At 70.6% G+C, this 17,671-nt stretch carries 17 protein-coding genes; 3 read left to right on the top strand and 14 right to left on the bottom strand.

What is annotated here, in order from left to right; all coding sequences use genetic code 11:
- Window positions 1–44: 44 nt before the first annotated feature.
- The gene (locus tag K9S39_RS34890; RefSeq protein ID WP_248867302.1) at window positions 45–782 is read right to left on the bottom strand and encodes a helical backbone metal receptor; all 738 of its coding nucleotides are present in this window, start codon (window positions 780–782) and stop codon (window positions 45–47) included.
- A gap of 73 nt (window positions 783–855) precedes the next feature.
- Window positions 856–1,290 (bottom strand): hypothetical protein, encoded by a 435-nt coding sequence (locus tag K9S39_RS34885; protein WP_248867300.1) that lies wholly within the window; start codon window positions 1,288–1,290, stop codon window positions 856–858.
- 366 nt (window positions 1,291–1,656) lie between these two features.
- On the opposite strand from K9S39_RS34885, the gene K9S39_RS34880 reads away from it, so the two are divergent.
- Window positions 1,657–2,571 (top strand): 5'-3' exonuclease, encoded by a 915-nt coding sequence (locus K9S39_RS34880; protein WP_248869097.1) that lies wholly within the window; start codon window positions 1,657–1,659, stop codon window positions 2,569–2,571.
- Window positions 2,572–2,620: 49 nt separating this feature from the next.
- Window positions 2,621–3,478: a siderophore-interacting protein gene (locus tag K9S39_RS34875; protein WP_248867298.1), complete on the top strand. Its 858-nt coding sequence runs from the start codon at window positions 2,621–2,623 to the stop codon at window positions 3,476–3,478.
- A gap of 120 nt (window positions 3,479–3,598) precedes the next feature.
- Here the strand turns inward: K9S39_RS34875 and K9S39_RS34870 are convergent, their stop codons facing one another.
- The 11 genes from K9S39_RS34870 to K9S39_RS34820 all read right to left on the bottom strand — a co-directional run bounded on the left by K9S39_RS34870 (window position 3,599) and on the right by K9S39_RS34820 (window position 15,127).
- On the bottom strand, window positions 3,599–6,415 hold the full coding sequence (locus K9S39_RS34870) for a DEAD/DEAH box helicase (RefSeq protein WP_248867297.1): 2,817 nt from the start codon (window positions 6,413–6,415) through the stop codon (window positions 3,599–3,601).
- Window positions 6,416–6,621: 206 nt separating this feature from the next.
- Window positions 6,622–7,584 carry a twin-arginine translocase subunit TatC gene (gene tatC, locus K9S39_RS34865; protein ID WP_248867296.1) on the bottom strand — a complete coding sequence of 321 codons (963 nt, stop codon included), beginning with the start codon at window positions 7,582–7,584 and terminating at the stop codon, window positions 6,622–6,624.
- Window positions 7,585–7,647: 63 nt separating this feature from the next.
- Window positions 7,648–7,950, bottom strand: a complete 303-nt coding sequence (gene tatA, locus K9S39_RS34860; RefSeq protein ID WP_248867295.1) for a Sec-independent protein translocase subunit TatA — start codon at window positions 7,948–7,950, stop codon at window positions 7,648–7,650.
- Between the two features lie 222 nt (window positions 7,951–8,172).
- The gene (locus K9S39_RS34855) at window positions 8,173–8,376 is read right to left on the bottom strand and encodes a hypothetical protein (protein ID WP_248867294.1); all 204 of its coding nucleotides are present in this window, start codon (window positions 8,374–8,376) and stop codon (window positions 8,173–8,175) included.
- Window positions 8,377–8,432: 56 nt separating this feature from the next.
- On the bottom strand, window positions 8,433–8,678 hold the full coding sequence (locus K9S39_RS34850; RefSeq protein ID WP_248867293.1) for a hypothetical protein: 246 nt from the start codon (window positions 8,676–8,678) through the stop codon (window positions 8,433–8,435).
- A 91-nt stretch (window positions 8,679–8,769) separates the two neighbouring features.
- The gene (locus K9S39_RS34845) at window positions 8,770–9,720 is read right to left on the bottom strand and encodes a helix-turn-helix transcriptional regulator (RefSeq protein WP_248867291.1); all 951 of its coding nucleotides are present in this window, start codon (window positions 9,718–9,720) and stop codon (window positions 8,770–8,772) included.
- 17 nt (window positions 9,721–9,737) lie between these two features.
- Window positions 9,738–10,754 (bottom strand): helix-turn-helix transcriptional regulator, encoded by a 1,017-nt coding sequence (locus tag K9S39_RS34840; protein WP_248867290.1) that lies wholly within the window; start codon window positions 10,752–10,754, stop codon window positions 9,738–9,740.
- A gap of 135 nt (window positions 10,755–10,889) precedes the next feature.
- Window positions 10,890–11,264, bottom strand: a complete 375-nt coding sequence (locus K9S39_RS34835) for an FKBP-type peptidyl-prolyl cis-trans isomerase (RefSeq protein ID WP_248867289.1) — start codon at window positions 11,262–11,264, stop codon at window positions 10,890–10,892.
- A gap of 57 nt (window positions 11,265–11,321) precedes the next feature.
- Window positions 11,322–12,359: an FKBP-type peptidyl-prolyl cis-trans isomerase gene (locus K9S39_RS34830; protein WP_248867288.1), complete on the bottom strand. Its 1,038-nt coding sequence runs from the start codon at window positions 12,357–12,359 to the stop codon at window positions 11,322–11,324.
- 137 nt (window positions 12,360–12,496) lie between these two features.
- Complete coding sequence (gene pafA / locus K9S39_RS34825) at window positions 12,497–13,858, bottom strand: Pup--protein ligase (protein WP_248867287.1); 1,362 nt, start codon at window positions 13,856–13,858, stop codon at window positions 12,497–12,499.
- A gap of 9 nt (window positions 13,859–13,867) precedes the next feature.
- Window positions 13,868–15,127: an MFS transporter gene (locus K9S39_RS34820; protein WP_248867286.1), complete on the bottom strand. Its 1,260-nt coding sequence runs from the start codon at window positions 15,125–15,127 to the stop codon at window positions 13,868–13,870.
- Window positions 15,128–15,230: 103 nt separating this feature from the next.
- Here K9S39_RS34820 and K9S39_RS34815 point away from each other — a divergent pair, with 103 nt between their 5' ends.
- Window positions 15,231–16,379, top strand: coding sequence for a LacI family DNA-binding transcriptional regulator (locus K9S39_RS34815; RefSeq protein ID WP_406708069.1), 1,149 nt, complete (start codon window positions 15,231–15,233; stop codon window positions 16,377–16,379).
- Window positions 16,380–16,745: 366 nt separating this feature from the next.
- On the opposite strand, the gene prcA is transcribed toward K9S39_RS34815, so the two are convergent.
- Window positions 16,746–17,657 (bottom strand): proteasome subunit alpha, encoded by a 912-nt coding sequence (gene prcA / locus K9S39_RS34810; RefSeq protein ID WP_248867283.1) that lies wholly within the window; start codon window positions 17,655–17,657, stop codon window positions 16,746–16,748.
- Window positions 17,658–17,671 lie beyond the last annotated feature (14 nt).

The raw sequence follows: 17,671 nt of genomic DNA, 5'->3' as shown, positions 1-17,671 counted from the left end.
CAATCTCCGCCCCGGTAGCCGCGCAGCCGCCGCGCCAGTAGCCCTCAGCGCGCCCCGGCGACAACCGCCGCCAGGACGTCCGGTGCTGCCACCAACGACGGTCCGTACCAGGTGAGATGACGCCCGCTGACGAGCGCGGCGGGCAGGCCGGGGAACGCTTCGGGGCCGTCCTGCGCGGTGAAGCGGTACGGCTCGTCCGGGAGGACGACGAGGTCGGCGCCGCGGGTGTTCAGTTCCTGGATCGGGATGCGGGGGTAGCGGTCGGTATGGCCCGCGTAGAGGTTCCGTACGCCGAGGCGGGCGAGGAGATCGCCGGCGAAGGTGTCCCGGCCGAGGACCATCCAGGGCCGCCGCCAGACGGGGACGACGGCGGTCAGCTCCGCCGGTCCGGCCGGCAGCTCCCGCCAGGCGGCCTCGGCGTCGTCCAGCCAGTCCGGACGGGGCAGGCCGCAGCCGCGGACCAGGACGCGCGCCAGCTCGCGCAGCGCCTGGTCCAGGGTCCTGATCTCGGTGACGAGCACATCGAGGCCCGCGGCCCGCAGCACCCCGAGATCCTGCGGGCGGTTCTCCTCCTCGTTGGCGATCACGAGGTCGGGGGCGAGGGCGGTGATCCGGTCGGTGTCGGGGTTCTTGGTGCCGCCGACACGGGTGACGTCGAGCCCGGCGGGATGGCTGCACCAGTCGGTGGCGCCGACCAGCAGCTCGGGCGCGCAGGCGGCCACCGCCTCGGTCAGGGACGGCACCAGGGACACCACGCGCCGGACGGCGCCACGAGGGCTCATCCGCCCACCGTACGCGGTGCCCGCCCGGGTGGGGAACGCCCCGGGCGGGCCGTCCGCGGGGTCGACGCGCCGTTCAGAACCGCGGGCTGACGGTACGCCGGAGCAGATAGGCCGCGCCGCCGGCCAGCACCAGCAGGGCCAGACCGCCGGCCGCCTGGGTCGAGTTGACCCCGTGCACGCTGCCGCTGCGCACGGTGACGGTCTCGGTGAACCGGGCGCCGCCCGGCCCGCACTCGATGGTGACCTTGTAACGGCCGGGCGTCGCGCCCTCGGCGACCGTCGCGTCGGCGGCCATCCCGCGGGTGCCCGGCCGGAGCGCCACCGCCCCGAAGAGCGTCGAGGCCGCCTTGGCGCCGCGGGCCGTGTCGCACTGCCTGTCGTCGCTGATGTTCACCCGCTGACCGGCCGTCACCGGATTCGGCGCGACCTGCGCCGAGGCCACGGGTGCGGCGAGCCCGAGGGCGGCGGCGCCGGTCAGGGCGACGGCGGATATACGCGCAGCGTTCACGGTCGTCTCCTGCGCCGGCCGCGGCCACGGTGGCCGCGAGGGACAACCGGCGCACTCGCAGCGAAGCACCGTTCCCGTGGTGCCGCGAGGCGGACGCGTCCGGTCGGTGGGCCCGATACTCCATCGGAGGACATACGGGGCTTCCGGGAAGCGGAGTGCCCTGTCGGCCCGGCGCCGGGGCGGGGGCGCTGGTGCCGACTTCGCTGATCTCGAATTCGTCCAATCCTTTGAATCCGCTGTCCGCTACCGGGACCACTCCGGGTGCGGGCCCGACCGCCGTGTTCGGCTCGATACGACGATGGTGCAGCTCACCTCTGTGTGGCGTATGGGGCATACGGCATCATGCGGGATGTGAATCGACGCCTGATGCTCCTCGATACCGCCTCTCTCTACTTCCGCGCCTATTTCGGGGTACCGGATTCGGTCAGGGCCCCGGACGGCACCCCCGTGAACGCGGTGCGCGGTCTGTTGGACTTCATCGCCCGGCTCGTCCAGGACCACCATCCCGATGACCTGGTCGCCTGCATGGACTTCGACTGGCGCCCCCAGTGGCGGGTCGATCTGATCCCCTCCTACAAGGCACACCGGGTCGCCGAGGAGGCCCCGGAGGGCTCCGCCGAGCCGGACGTGGAGGAGGTCCCGGACACCCTCTCCCCCCAGGTCCCGGTGATCGAGGACGTCCTCGACGCGCTCGGCATCGCCCGTATCGGCGCCGCCGGCTATGAGGCCGACGACGTCATCGGCACCCTGACCGGCCGGGCTGCGGGCCCGGTGGACGTCGTCACCGGCGACCGCGACCTCTTCCAGCTGATCGACGACCGGCGCGGCATCCGCATCCTCTATCCCCTCAAGGGCGTCGGCACACTGCAGATCACCGACGGGACGCTGCTGCGCGAGAAGTACGGTGTGGACGGCTCCGGCTACGCCGATCTGGCGCTGCTGCGCGGCGACCCCAGCGACGGCCTGCCGGGCGTGCCGGGCATCGGCGAGAAGACCGCCGCGAAGCTGCTGGACGCGTACGGCGATCTGGCGGGGATCATGGCCGCCGCCGACGATCCCGCGTCGAAGCTGACCCCCGCCCAGCGCAGGCGGCTGACCGAGGCACGGCCGTATATCGAGGTCGCCCCCAAGGTCGTACGGGTGGCCACCGACGTACCCGTTCCGGACGTCGATCCCGCACTGCCGGCCGAACCGGCCGACCCCGAGCGACTGGAGGCACTGGCCGTGCAGTGGGGCCTGGGCGGCTCCCTGCAGCGGCTGCTCACCACACTCCAGAGGTGAAGTGTTAGGTTAGGTACACCTAACTTACAAGACGTCAGGGGAGATCGCCGTGGCAGAAGAGCGCCCGTCCCGCAACAAACGCCCGCTGCACCGCGCCCAGGTGGTGCGCACCGAGCAGCTCACCCCGCAGATGGTCCGTGTGGTGCTGGGCGGTGCGGGACTGGCGGAGTTCACCGCCGGCGAGTACACCGACCACTACATCAAGCTGGTCTTCCCGCTGCCCGGCGTGGCCTACCCCGAGCCGTTCGACATCGCGCGGATCCGCGCCGACCTCCCGCGTGCCCAGTGGCCCAGGACCCGTACGTACACCGTGCGCTCCTGGGACGCCGCGGCCCGCGAGCTGGCCGTCGACTTCGTGGTGCACGGGGACGAGGGGCTGGCCGGGCCCTGGGCGGCCGCCGCGAAACCGGGCGACGAGGTGCTCTTCCTCGGCCCCGGCGGCGCGTACGCCCCGCGGGCCGACGCCGACTGGCATCTGCTGGCCGGCGACGAGAGCGCGCTCCCGGCCATCGCTTCCGCCCTCGCCCGGATGCCCCCGGGCGCGCCGGTGCACGCGTTCATCGAGGTGGCGGGCCCGGAGGAGCGGCAGAAACTGGACGCACCGGCGGACGCCGAGATCACCTGGCTGTACCGGGGCGGCGCGCCGGTCGGCCGTGAACTGGTCGCCGCTGTACGGGCGTTTGACTTCCCGGCAGGGCAGGTGCAGGCGTTCGTCCACGGTGAGGCGGGTTTCGTGAAGGAGCTGCGCCGCCTGCTGCGGATCGAGCACGAGGTCCCCCGTGAGGCCCTGTCCATCTCCGGCTACTGGCGCACCGGCCACGACGAGGACGGCTGGCAGGCGTCCAAGCGGGACTGGAACCAGCGGGTGGAGGCCGAACAGGAGACCACGCGGGCGGCGGCCGCCTGAGACGGCCTCCGGGGGCTGTCCGCCTCCGGGCTCCGGGGGCGCCCGGACCGCACCACCGCGCCGCCCACCCCCGAGGCGGGGTGGGCGGCGGGGAGGACGCACGCCTCGGCCATCCGCCCCTCACCCCACCGACGAATACGCCACAACCCCACGCAGCACGCCGTCCACGGCCTTACGCGCGTTCCGCGCCACCGAGCCGCCCGGCGGGGCCGCCGCCGCTATCTGGCCGAGGACGTCGATCAGCTGCTTGCACCAGCGGACGAAGTCGCCGGCCGGCATCTCGGCCTCCACCAGCACCTCGTCGAGGCCGAAACCGGAGGCCCAGCGGTAGGCGGCCCAGGCGAAGCCGAGGTCCGGCTCGCGCTGGCCGACGCCCTCCGCCTGATTGATCTTGTGGTCCTCCTCCAGGGCGTCCAGCCGGCCCCAGATCCGCACCATCTCCGCCAGCGATTCCCGGGCCCGGCCCGCCGGCAGCTTGGGGGCCACCACATCGTCCGCCTGACGCGCCTCGTACACCAGCGCCGAGGCGCAGGCCGCCAGCTCCGCCGGGCCAAGCCCCTCCCAGACACCGTCCCGCAGGCATTCGCTCGCCAGCAGATCGAGCTCGCCGTAGAGCCGGGCCAGCCGCCGGCCCTCCTCGGTGACGGTGTCGCCTTCGAGGTAGTCCAGCTCGGTCAGCAGCGCGCAGATCCGGTCGAAGGTACGCGCGATGGTGTTCGTCCGGCCCTCGATCCGGCGCTCCAACTGGCGGTTGTCACGCAGCAGACGGTGATAACGCTCCGCCCAGCGGGCATGGTCCTCGCGCTCGTCGCAGCCGTGGCAGGGGTGCGCGCGGATGGCCTTGCGCAGCCGGGTGATCTCCCCGTCGTCGGCCGCCTGGGAGCGCGGCCTGCGATGGCGTGACGGCACCAGATGGCCGGCCTTGGTGCGCAGTGCCGACGCCAGATCGCGCCGCGACTGCGGGCTGCGGGCGTTGAAGGACTTGGGGATCCGCATCCGTTCGAGCGCCGTGACCGGCACCGGGAAGTCGATCGACGCGAGCCGCTTGACCTGCCGCTCGGCGGTCAGCACCAGCGGCCGCGGGCCATCCTGCGCCTCGAAGCCGCGATGGCCGTTCGTCCGCCCGGAGGGCGTGCCCGGATCGAGCACCAGCGCCAGACCCGCGTACTTCCCCGTCGGCACATGGATGACATCGCCCGGCTTGAGCTTCTCCAGCGCCGCCGCGGCCGCCACCCGCCGCTGCGCCGCGCCCTGCTTGGCCAGCTCCGTCTCGCGCTCCTTCAACTCCCGCCGCAGCCGGGAGTATTCCTCGAAGTCGCCGAGATGGCAGACCATCGAGCTGCGGTAACCCGCCATGCCCTCCTCGTTCTTCTGGACCTGCCGCGATATCCCGACCACCGACTTGTCGGCCTGGAACTGCGCGAAGGACATCTCCAGCAGCTCCCGCGAACGGTGCCTGCCGAACTGCGAGACGAGGTTGACCGCCATGTTGTACGACGGTTTGAAGGAGGAGCGCAGCGGATACGTACGGGTGCCGGCGAGGCCGGCCAGCGCGCCCGGGTCCATGCCGCGCTGCCACAGCACCACGGCATGGCCCTCGATGTCGATGCCGCGGCGCCCGGCCCGGCCGGTGAGCTGGGTGTACTCGCCGGGGGTGATATCGGCGTGCTGCTCGCCGTTCCACTTGACGAGCTTCTCCAACACCACCGACCGCGCGGGCATGTTGATGCCCAGCGCGAGGGTCTCGGTCGCGAAGACGGCCTTGACGAGCCCCTTGACGAAGAGTTCCTCGACGACCTCCTTGAACGTCGGCAGCATGCCGGCGTGGTGGGCCGCGATGCCCCGCTCCAGGCCCTCCAGCCACTCGAAGTAGCCCAGCACATGGAGGTCGTCGTCCGGGATGCCGGCCGTCCGCGCCTCCACTATGCGTCGGACCTTCTCCCGGGCCGCCTGGTCGTTGAGCCGCAGGCCGGACACCATGCACTGCTGGACGGCCGCCTCGCAGCCGGCACGGCTGAAGATGAAGGTGATGGCGGGCAGCAGCCCCTCGCTGTCGAGGCGGTCGATGACCTCGGGCCGGCTGGGCGTCCAGATCCGGCTGCGCTGCCGCCGCTCCCGCTCGCGGTCCGCCTCCCGCATCGTGCGGCCACGGCGCTTGTCCCGGCCGAACGTCGGCCGGCTGTTCTCCATCCGGGCCAGCCGCTCCAGGTCGGGGTTGACCTCACGGCGGCCGCCCGGCTGGCCGTCCCGCTCCTCGAAGAGGTCGTATATCCGGCGGCCCGCTAGGACGTGCTGCCACAGCGGCACCGGCCGTTCCTCGGCGACGATCACCTCGGTGTCGCCACGGACCGTGTCCAGCCAGTCACCGAACTCCTCGGCGTTGGAGACCGTGGCGGACAGCGAGACCAGCGTGACCGAATCGGGAAGGTGGATGATGACCTCTTCCCAGACGGCGCCGCGGAAGCGGTCGGAGAGGTAGTGCACCTCGTCCATGACCACATAGCCGAGGCCGGCCAGCGTCTGCGAGCCGGCATAGAGCATGTTCCGCAGCACCTCGGTGGTCATCACGACCACCGGCGCCTCGGAGTTGATGCTGTTGTCGCCGGTCAGCAGGCCGACCCTTTCGGCGCCGTAGCGCTTGACCAGGTCGGTGTACTTCTGGTTGGACAGGGCCTTGATCGGCGTGGTGTAGAAGCATTTGCGGCCTTGCCGCAGGGCCAGGTGGACGGCGAATTCGCCCACGATCGTCTTACCGGATCCGGTGGGGGCGGCGACCAGCACACCCTTGCCGGCCTCCAGTGCCCGGCACGCCTCGATCTGGAACGGATCCAGCCCGAAGTCGTACATCTCACGGAAAGGGGCGAGTGCGGTGGCCTGCTCGGCCGCCCTGAGCTTGGCGGCGGCATAGCGCTCAGCAGGGGACATGTCCTCGGTCATCGTGCTTACGAGCCTACCGGTCACCTCTGACAACGACCGGATCTTTATGGCGGTCCGTTACCCTGCAGGCCACGAGATGCGCTCGGCACACACGACAGCCGCTCACCGCCGAGCCACGCGCCGCTCCGTATCCGCACAGACCGACGGCCCCGGCTCGCGGAGCACGGGGCCGCCGAAGACACCCGGTCACGCCGGGTCATTCCAGGTCAGGTCACGTCGTCATAGCCGCGCCGCCGCGCCTCGTCGGCCGGCTCGCCGCTCGCCTGCTCCGGGAGCATCCGGCCGGAGGAGACCGGCTCGGCCCCGCCGACGGCCTGGGGCGTCAGATCGAGCTCGGAGGCCTGGTCGTCATCGAGGTCCGCGTCCGGGTTGTTGCGCTTGCGCCGGCGGTCGTTCAGCAGACAGATCCCGACGGCGCCGAAGTACAGCAGGACGATCGGCGCGGCCAGCAGGCCCATCGTCAGCGGATCGCCGGTGGGGGTCGCGATCGCCGAGAAGATGGTGATGCCCAGCACCATGAACCGCCACCAGCCCAGGATCCGGCGGCCGGTGATCACCCCACCCATGTTCAGCAGCACCAGGAGGAGCGGCAGCTCGAAGGCGAGGCCGAAGACCACGACCATCCGCGTCACGATGTCGAGGAACTCGTCGGCCGGGAAGAGGTTGGCCCACTCGCTGGGGGTCAGCCCGACCAGCGCGCCCGCGGTGGTCGGCAGCACCGCGTAGGCGAGGTAGGCGCCGCCGAGGAAGAGCGGTACGCCGGCGGCGACGAAGCTCAGCGCGTACTTCTTCTCGTGCCGGTGCAGGCCCGGCGCGAGGAAGGCCCAGAGCTGATAGAGCCACACCGGGCTGGCGGCGACGACGCCCGCCGTGAGGGACAGCTTGAGCAGGATGGTGAACGGTGCCAGCAGACCCTGCGCGGTGATCTCGGCACAGGGGTGCTCCCGCGGCCCGGTGGCCGAGGTGCCCTTGGGGCAGCCCACGGCATCGATGACCGGTCCCGTGATGAAGTGGGCCAGCGGCTCGTACTGCCACATCGCGACGGCGGTGATGACCATGACCGCCAGCACCGACTTCAGCAGCCTGTTGCGCAGCTCACGCAGATGCGCCGCGAGCGGCATCCGCCCCTCGGGGTCCTTCTCCTGCTGCTTGCGGGCGGACTTGAGCAACCCACTTCCTCGTCTCGTACATTCAGCCGTTCCCGATCTGGTCGGCGACTGGATCGGTTCGGATCAGCCCTTGTTGGTGGTGTTCGGCTCGGCCACGGGGCGCGAGCTGGTCACATCACCGGGGGCCGCCTGAATCGTACGAGGAGCCTGCTGCGCTGCGTCGGAAGGCGCCTCGGACGTGGTGCCCGTCGTGGCACCGCCGTCCGCCTCGCCGCCCTCCTTCTTCATGGCCTTGGCCTCGCTCTTGAGGATGCGCGCCGACTTACCGAGCGAACGCGCCATGTCGGGGAGCTTCTTCGCGCCGAACAGCAGCACAATGACGGCGATGATCAGAATGATCTCGATGGGCCTCAGGTTGCTGAACATGTGCGACTACCTTCTCGCCGGGGCGGCGTCTGCTGTGGTGCCTGCCGAATGGGGGTCGGACTGGCGTTCCTGGTGCTGCCACGATCGTAACGGTCGGCGGTGAACGCCGGGCAATCCCTGTGCATACTCCGAACTGCCCCGGCTCGCGGCCCAGCGTGCCGCACGGACCGCACCGCTGATGCAGCGTACCTCCCGGATCTCCGCCGCAGCAGGGCGCCGCCGTCAGTCCCGGCCGGCTTCATACGTGCGGGCGGCGAGCGGCGTCGCGGCCCGCTCCAGATCCTGTGCGGCCCGCTGGATCCGGTCCGATGCCGTCCCCACCTGGCGGGCCAGCCGCCGTACCTCGACGAAGACACGGACGGCGAGGACACCGAGCACGGCGATGCCGACGAAGCCGAGGGCGATAGCGATCATGGGCCAGAGCATGGGGCGAGCCTATCGGGCGTCCCTGGAGGAAGCCCTTCCACGTCGCGCCGGTCGGCTCAGCCGGTGTGCAGCCGCAGCGTCCGCACCCCGCCGTCGGTCAGCAGCTCGACGATCCGCTCGCCGGCCGGCTTGCGCACCGGACTGCCGCAGTCGGGGCAGGTGAAGGAGTAGAAGGTGGTGCGGCTGCTGGCACCGATCGCCAGCCGGAAGGCCTCCGAGGCCAGTTCGAAACGGCCCCGGCAGACCGGGCAGGCCGCCTTGAAGAGCACCGGAGCGGTCATCGTCGCCATCGTGGTCGTCATCCTTCGCTGCCTCCTTGCGGTGATCGGAGCTTACGGCGATCCGTGCCCACGGTGACCGGGCCCCTACCCGTGGAGCCCGGTGCGCCTGCGCTCACTCGCCGTACGCCGCGAGCGCCTGGGCCGCCGCCTGCCGCGCGCTGTCGGCGAGTGCCGGCGGCGAGACGATCCGGCCGTCCTTGCCGAGGCGCAGCGCGAGGCGCCGCAGTGAGGCCGGCTCGGGGGTGCGCAAGGTGATGCGCAGTCCGCCGTCGGGCAGTTCCTCGGCGCTGTCGTGCGGGTAGTACTCGGCGACCCAGCGGCCGCCCGGCCCGACCTCGACGGCCACCTCGGGGTCCTCGGCCGCGGGCTGCACCAGGCCCTCGGACAGATCACGCAGCTCGATCGGCGGCGGGTCGGCGGGCGCGTCCAGCAGTTTGATCTCGGCGACCCGGTCCAGCCGGAAGGTCCGCCGGGCCTCCGAGAGCCGGCACCACGCCTCTACGTAGGTGTGGCCGACGGCGAAGAGCCGGATCGGGTCCACCTCGCGCTCGGTCAGCTCGTCGCGGGCCGGCGAGTAGTAGCGCAGCCACAGCCGGCGCCGCTCGGCGATGGCGCGGTCCACGTCGGCGAAGACCCCGCCCTCGGACTCGAAGGTGACCGAGAGCCGGGAGCTGGCGCCGGCCGCCTCGCCGGCCGCCGCCTCCAGCTTGGCGGTGGCCCGCAGCAGGGCCTGCCGGTCGCCCTCGCGAAGTCCCGGGAGGGTGGCCACGGCGCGGGCCGCGACCAGCAGCGCGGTGGCCTCGTCGGCCGCCAGCCGCAGCGGTTCGGCGACGTCGTCGGGGTTGTGCCACCAGATGCGGTCGCCGTCGGTGTCGATGTCCAGGAGGTCGCCGCCCCGGAAGCTGGTACCGCACATCGGCAGCACGTCGAGGTCGGCGATCAGCTCGTCCTCGGTGATGCCGAAGGCGCGGGCGACCTCGGCGACGCGGGCACCGGGGCGCTCCCGCAGATATGTCACCAGGGACAGCATCCGGCGGGTCTGGTCGATCGCGTTGGTAGCCATGGGTGTCTTCGTCCCTCTCAGCCCTTGGCCACGGCGCGCAGCCGGTCGACGACATCGGCCCGCAGCTCGGCGGGTTCCAGCACCACCACGTCCGGCCCGAACTCCACCAGCCAGGCGTCGAGTCCGTGCCCGTTGGGGATTTCCAGCTCGTCCCAGCCGTCGCCCAACACCCGTACGGAGAGCGCGCGGGCGCGCAGCGGATAGCCGTGGTCGGCGCGGAGCCTGATCCTGGCGGTGCCGGTGGCGGTCTCGCCGGCCCAGCTCTCGACGGTTTCGCGGACGGTGACGTGATCGGGCACCGGCGCGGTGAACCTCCCTTGCCGGGAACGGACCTTGCCGGTGATCCGGGAGAGCCGGAAGACCCGCTCCCCCTTGCGTTCGCGGTCCCAGCCGGCGACGTACCAGTGGCCGCGCCAGCACTCCAGGATCCACGGTTCGACCTGCCGCCGCTCGGGTCGCGCGGCATTGGACTTGCGGTAGTCGAAGACCACCGGGCGGCGGTCCCGGCAGGCCAGCATCAGCGGTTCGAAGGCCGCCTCGTGGGCCGGGATGCGGGGTTCGAGGGCGCTGTGCGGCTGCCCGCCGTCCATGTCCGCGCCGTCGGCGGCCAGCGGCATACCGGCCGCCCGCAGCTTCTGCAGCGCGCCGCTGGCGGCGCCCGCGAGCCGGGCCTGCTGCCAGATCTTGGCGGCCAGCCCGAGGGCGGCGGCCTCCTCGGCGTCCAGTGTGATCGGGGGGAGACGGTTGCTGTCGCGGCGGGCCACATAGCCGACCTCGCCGTCGATGCCGTCGACGGTCTCGATCACCAGGCCCAGTTCGCGCAGATCCTCCTTGTCCCGCTCGAACATGCGGCTGAAGGAGTCGTCGCTGTTCGACGCGGTGTTTCCCGGCCCGAAGGCCGCGCGGTTGCCCGGCCCGAAGGCCTCGACGTAAGCCTCGATGGACGACCGCAGCTCACGCTTGGTCAGCGGGCGTCGCGTCCCCAGCAGGCACAGCGCCAGGTTCATCAGCCGCTCGGCCTTGGCAATCGCCATCGACGCCCTTTCTCGTTGTACTCCCGACCGATGACCGTACCGCTCAGGGTGCCCGCGGCAAAAGCCGAGGGCCCATGCCTCCGGTTCCGGACGGAGTCCGGAAAGGCACGGGCCCTCGGCGGGTCAGCGGTGGTCTCAGACGGAGACCAGATCGCAGACGAAGATCAGCGTCTCGTTCGGCGCGATGCGGCCGCCGCCGGCGCCACGTTCGCCGTACGCCAGGTGCGGCGGGATGGTCAGCCGGCGGCGGCCGCCGACCTTCATGCCCTGCACACCCTGGTCCCAGCCGGGGATGACCTGGCCGGCGCCCAGCTGGAACTGCAGCGGCTTGCCGCGGTTCCAGCTCGCGTCGAACTCCTCGCCGCTGCTGAAGGACACGCCGACGTAGTGGACGGAGACCATGTCTCCCGCCTTGGCGACCGGCCCGTCGCCCTCCTTCAGGTCCACGATCTCCAGCTCGGTGGGAGCCGGGCCCTCAGGAAAGTCGATCTCGGGCTTGTCGATGTTCACGAATGTGCTCCTACTTACGAATCTTTACGATTGCCGCGCCAGTCTCGCAGATGCAGGTCAGAACGTGCCGACGATGTCGACCACGAAGACCAGCGAGTCTCCCTTGTCGAGACCGCTGCCCTGCGGGGGCTCGTCCCCGTAGGCGAGGTCCGCGGGGATCGCGAGCAGCACCCGGTCACCGACGTGCTTGCCGACCAGCCCCTTGTCCCAGCCCTTGACGACGCTCCCGGTGCCGATCTGGAAGGCGGTCGCCCCGTCGTGGTCCCAGGAGGAGTCGAACTTCTTGCCGTCCCGCCACCGCACGCCGGTGTACTGGGCGACCAGCGCGTCACGGGCCTTCACCTCGGGGCCCTTGCCCTTGATGAGCACCTGCTGCTTGAGCTCGGTGGGCGCCTTCCGGCCCTTGGGAATGGTGATCGTCGCGGGCTTCTGCCCCTCGGCCTTCACCACCGGCATCCCCTCCTCCGGCGCCGCCTGCTCACCCTCGGCCATCGCCTTCTTGTCGACATGCTTGGCACCGGCGATATCGAAGACGAACACCAGGCCGTCGTCGGGCTTGATGCCCGCCTGCGGGTTCACCTCACCGACGAGCGCCTTGGCGGTCCCCTCCACCTCGACCCGGCTGCCGGCCTTCTTGCCCTCCAGCGCCTGCAGCGCCTTCACCGGGACCGGCAGCGTCTGCTGCATCTGCGGCAGCTGATCGTTGAGCGCGAAGACCAGCTGCCGCTTGGGGGCCTTCTTGTCCGCGCCGGGCTGGACGTCCCAGCTGCTGCCGAAACTGTCGCCCTTCATCGTCTGGCCCGCGTAGTCCACACGCACGTTGTCGCCGGACTTCACGGCGGCGCCCTTGCCCTCGACGACGGTCGTGGTGACCACCTGGTCGGGCGCCTTCGCGTTCTTCTTGACGGTGATCTTGGGTTTGTCCCCGACGTCGCCCTTCACCGTGGCGACCGCCTTCGCGGCCGAGTCCTTGCCGTCCTCCGTCCCGCAAGCGGCGGTGAACAGCAGAAGGGGCACGGCCAGCGCGGCGGCGGCACGACGGGTGCGCTTCGTGAACGAGCGGTACGGGGGGTGTCCCCCGGGAGAATTCAGCATCTGTCCAACTCGGCTCGTGGGGGTGGATGGGCGATGCTCGCCACTCTACGACCTGTTTCCCCGGGCGTTTCCCGCCACAACACAGCAATGTGCCGGGAGCATTCACGCTCCCGGCACACCACCGCATTCCCCGCGGGTCACATCCCGGCGATCAGCTTCTCCACCCTGTCGTCGACCGAACGGAACGGGTCCTTGCACAGAACCGTGCGCTGCGCCTGGTCGTTCAGCTTGAGATGCACCCAGTCGACGGTGAAATCGCGGCGCTGTTCCTGCGCCCGCCGGATGAAGTCCCCACGCAGCCGGGCGCGGGTGGTCTGCGGCGGCACCGACTTGCCCTCGAAGATCTTCAAGTCGTTGCAGATCCGTACCGCTTGGCCCTTCCGCTCCAGCAGGTAGTAAAGCCCCCGGCGACGGTGAATGTCGTGATACGCGAGGTCTATCTGCGCCACTCGTGGGTGGGACATGGAGATGTTGTTCTTCGTGCGGTACCGCTCGATGAGCTGATGCTTCATCACCCAGTCGATCTCCGTCGCGATACGGTCGAGCTCCTGGTCCCGGATCGACTCAAGGGTGCGGCCCCACAACTCCAGGACCCGCTCGACGGTACCCGTCCGGATTCCCCGGCGGTCGCAGAAATCGACGGCCTTTTCGTAGTACTCCTGCTGCACTTCGAGAGCCGATGCCTCCCGCCCGCTGGCCAGCCGCACCTTGCGCTGGCCGGTGGTGTCATGACTGACCTCGCGGATCGCCCGGATCGGATTCTCCAGCGTCAGATCACGCATGACCGTGCCCGCCTCGATCATACGCAGGACGAGGTCGGTGGCCCCGACCTTCAGCAGCATGGTCGTCTCGGACATATTGGAATCACCGACGATCACATGCAGCCGGCGATAACGCTCGGCGTCCGCATGCGGCTCATCGCGGGTATTGATGATCGGACGGGAACGGGTCGTCGCCGAGGAGACCCCCTCCCAGATGTGCTCGGCACGCTGACTGACACAGTAGACGGCGCCCCGCGGCGTCTGCAGCACCTTGCCCGCACCGCACAGCAGCTGGCGGGTGACGAGGAACGGAATGAGGATGTCCGCGAGCCGGGAGAACTCACCATGACGGGCGACGAGGTAGTTCTCGTGACAGCCGTAGGAGTTTCCCGCCGAATCGGTGTTGTTCTTGAAGAGATAGACGTCGCCCGCGATTCCCTCCTCGTGCAGGCGGCGTTCAGCGTCGACGAGCAGTCCTTCGAGAATGCGCTCGCCGGACTTGTCGTGGGTGACCAGTTCGGTCACGTTGTCGCACTCGGGGGTTGCGTATTCCGGATGCGATCCCACGTCCAAGTACAGGCGGGCGCCGTTCCGCAGGAAGACATTGCTGCTGCGGCCCCATGACACAACACGGCGGAAGAGGTACCGCGCCACTTCGTCAGGCGACAGTCGGCGCTGTCCCCTGAACGTGCACGTGACGCCGTACTCGTTCTCCAGCCCGAAAATGCGGCGGTCCATGACTGAACATTACGCCTGATGGCCTGCTCTGAAACCGGGTTCGGCGGCCCCGTTTCGATCATTTTCCGCCGAGCGGGCACTCTCCGTACGCCGCACGGGATCCCCCAGAAATCGCTTCGTCGACAAAAGTACAAGCAGCGCCGCCACCCCGCCGGCACCGGCCACCGCGAAGCCCGCCGCCGGACCGCCGAACTCCAGCACCGGTCCCACCACCGAGGAGCCCACCGCCGCACCGACACCGAACGTCGTCACCAGCCACGAAAACGCCTCCGTCACCGTGCCCTTCGGCGCATGCCGGTCCACCACCACGAACGCACAGGCCAGCGCCGGCGCCAGGAACACACCGGAGAGGCCCGCCAGCGCCGTCATCGCGACGACCCCCGGAGCCAGCATCAGCGGCAGATACCCCACCGCCAGAAGGGCGACCAGCAGCCGCAGCCGGCTTTCCGGACGCCCCGGCCACTCACGGGCGCCATAGACGAGACCGCCGACCAACGCACCGACGCCAAGCGCGGAGAGCAGATAGCTGGAGATCATGCTGCCGCCGCGCTCGTCCGAGTACGCCACCGCCGCGACCGCGATCGAGCCCAACGCCAGCCCGACGAAGAAGAAGGACCCGATCAGCACCAGCATCCCCGAGGAGCGCAGCGCGCCCAGCCAGTGCGCCTCACGCGGCGCGCTGCGCCACTGCCGGGACGGCTTCGAGACGACGACGGAGAGCGCGCCCAGCACCCCGATCAGATTGATCACCAGCACCGCGATCCGCTCCGACCAGGCCGCCACGGACAGCGTGACCAGCAACGGCCCCACCGCGAACAGAACCTCCTGCGCGACCGCGTCCAGCGCGTACGCCGCATGCACCCGGTCCTCGCGCCTGAGAACCCCGGGCCACAGCGCCCGCAGGCCACCCTCCAGCGGCGGGGTGAAGAGACCGGCGATCACCATGGCGAGATACGCAAGCCACGGCGCATCCAGGCCGACGGCGGCCAGCAACGCCATCCCGAGGGCGGAGAGCACCGCGGCGGGCAGCATCACCCTCGGCTGGCCGTAGAGATCCACGGCCCGGCCCAGCAGCGGCTGGCCAATGGCGTTGCAGACGCCGTAGACCGCGGCGAGCGCGCCGGCGAGCGCGTAGCTGCCGCCCTCGGCACGGATGAACAGCACCACGGCCAGCGGCGCGGTGGTGTTCGGCAGCCTGCCGACCAAGGTGCCCACGAGGAGCCGCGTCGCATGCCGGGTCCTGAGCAGCTCCCCATATCCCGCGGCCATGCCCGCCCCTCTCCGTCCGGCCCGCCCCGAAGTGATACGTATAACCTGCGGCGTTATACGTACCATGGGTGCACCCCACGGGTCCACCCCGCAGCGGCCGAACATGAGGAGTGACACACCGGTGACCAGTAACGAGGCCAGCGCACCGGCCCACCGCGAGCCACCCCGCCCGACCGCCGCCACCCGCGTCACCAGCCGGGACGTCGCCCGCGCCGCCGGCGTCTCACAGGCTGCCGTCTCTCTTGTCCTCGGCGACAAATGGCGCGGCCGCGTCTCCCCCGCCAAGGCCGACGCGGTCCGCACCGCCGCCCGCGAACTGGGCTACCGCCCCAACCTCGCCGCCCGCAGCCTCCGCATGGGCCGCACCCGCACCGTGCTCCTCGTCGTCCCCGCCCTCACCACCGAATTCTTCGCCCGCGTCTACACGGGCGCCGCCCGCATCGCCGCCGCCCACGGCTTCGGCGTCGTCCTCTACCCCTCCCCCGAGGGAACCGGCCCCGCCCACCCGTCGCCCTCCACCCCCCACAGCGGAAGGCCCATGCGGGCCCCTTTGGTTCCCGACCCCTTCGACTCCGCCTCCGCCACCCTCGACGGCGTCATCGCCTCCTCCATGGCCGCCGACTCCCTCACCGCGCTACGCGACGCCGGTCTCCCCCTGGTGATGCTCGACAGCGACCCCGACGACGACCGGGCCACCGCCACCGTCAACCTCGATATCGCCGACGGCGTACGGCAGTTGGCCACCCACCTGCACACCCTCGGCCACCGCCGGATCACCCACCTCACCGCCGGCGTGGACTCCTGGACCTTCCGGCTCCGCGCCCACGCCCTGGCCGAGGCGCTCCACAAGACCCCCGGCACACTGCTGCGCCACCACCCGGCCGCGCTCGGCGTCGACGCCGGACTGCACGCCGCGCACGCCGCACTGACCGGCCCCGGCCCTCGCCCCACCGCTCTGCTCTGCGACGACGACATCATCGCCGCCGGCGCCTGCAAAGCCGTCCGCCGACTGGGCCTGCGGGTCCCCGAAGACGTCTCCGTCACCGGATTCGACGACCTGGCCCTCGCCGTCGCCGTCGAACCGGAGCTGACGACCGTACGCCTGCCCGCCGAGGAATTCGGCGAGACCGGCATGCGGGCCCTGCTGGCCACACTGGCCGGCATCCAAGCCGAGGCCCCCACCCTCCCGGTCCAGCTCATCACCCGCGGCTCCACCGCCCCACCGCCCACCGACCCCGCCCCCACGGCATAAGCCCACCCAGGCACCGCCTCACCAACCCCCGACAGCGCCCCCTCGACACAGCACACACCTTGCCGCCCACGCCTCGTCGACCGCACCCTCCGAGCAGCTTCGTCGACCGCACCTTGTCGACAACTCCTCGTCGACAACGCGCTCACACACGGGAATACCACCCGCACCCGCCGCGTAGACGGCCTGCAGGGGCCCCATGCACCCACCCCTAGCGGATCCGTTCGACCAACCCCTGAGGGGTGGCCTCCTCCCCCAACGCCACGCGCCCCGGCGGGCGATGACCCACCGGGGCGCGATCCGGGCACCGGTCCCGGAGACACTGCTCAGTCCTTGGGCACTCGGCCCGGGACACTCGGCCTGCGATGCTCAGTCCTTCGTCCCCGACCCCTCAGACCCTTCCGACGAACCGGCGGAATCCGCGGAATCCCCATCCGAAGCCCCGGAACCGCCCTTCCCGTTCGCCCCCTTACCACCGGCATCCTTGCCATTGCCGGCATCCTTACCGTTCCCCGCCGGCTCGCCCGCGTCCGCCGTCTCCCCGGCGTCCCCTTCCGCGCCCTTCTCGGCCTCCGCACCGGCGTGCTCACCCAGCAACCGCGACAGCTGCCGCCCCAGAATCCGCTTGAACTTCCGCTGCTGCGGCCGCGTACGATCCAGCGTCGCCACCTCAAGATGCTCCGCGGTCAGCGTGCGCTCACCGCCATTGGAGTCCCGCGACAGCGAATCGACGGCCAGCTTCAGCGCCTCGCCCAGCGTCATCCCCTCACGGTGACGCTGGTCCAGATAACTACTGATCTGATCCGCGTTGCCACCCACCGCAACCGAACCGTGCTCATCCACAATCGAGCCGTCATGCGGCAGCCGATAAATTTGATCGTCCTCCGGCGCATTGCCGACCTCGGCAACGATCAGTTCCACCTCATACGGCTTCTCGGCGGCGCTGGAGAAAATCGTGCCGAGCGTCTGCGCGTAAACATTCGCGAGACCACGCGCCGTCACGTCCTCGCGGTCATAGGTATAACCCCGCAAATCGGCATACCGCACACCACCGATCCGCAGATTCTCGAACTCGTTGTATTTGCCGACCGCCGCGAAAGCGATGCGGTCATAGATCTCGCTGACCTTGTGCAGGGCGCGGGAAGGATTCTCGGCGACGAAGACCACGCCGTCGGCATACTGCAGCACCACGACACTGCGGCCCCGCGCGATGCCCTTGCGGGCGTACTCGGCGCGGTCGGCCATGGCCTGCTGGGGTGAGACATAGAACGGCGTCGACACCGGCTATCCGTCCC

Source organism: Streptomyces halobius, assembly GCF_023277745.1.
Classification (GTDB): Bacteria; Actinomycetota; Actinomycetes; order Streptomycetales; family Streptomycetaceae; genus Streptomyces; species Streptomyces halobius.
This window is presented reverse-complemented; position numbering and strand designations above follow the sequence as displayed.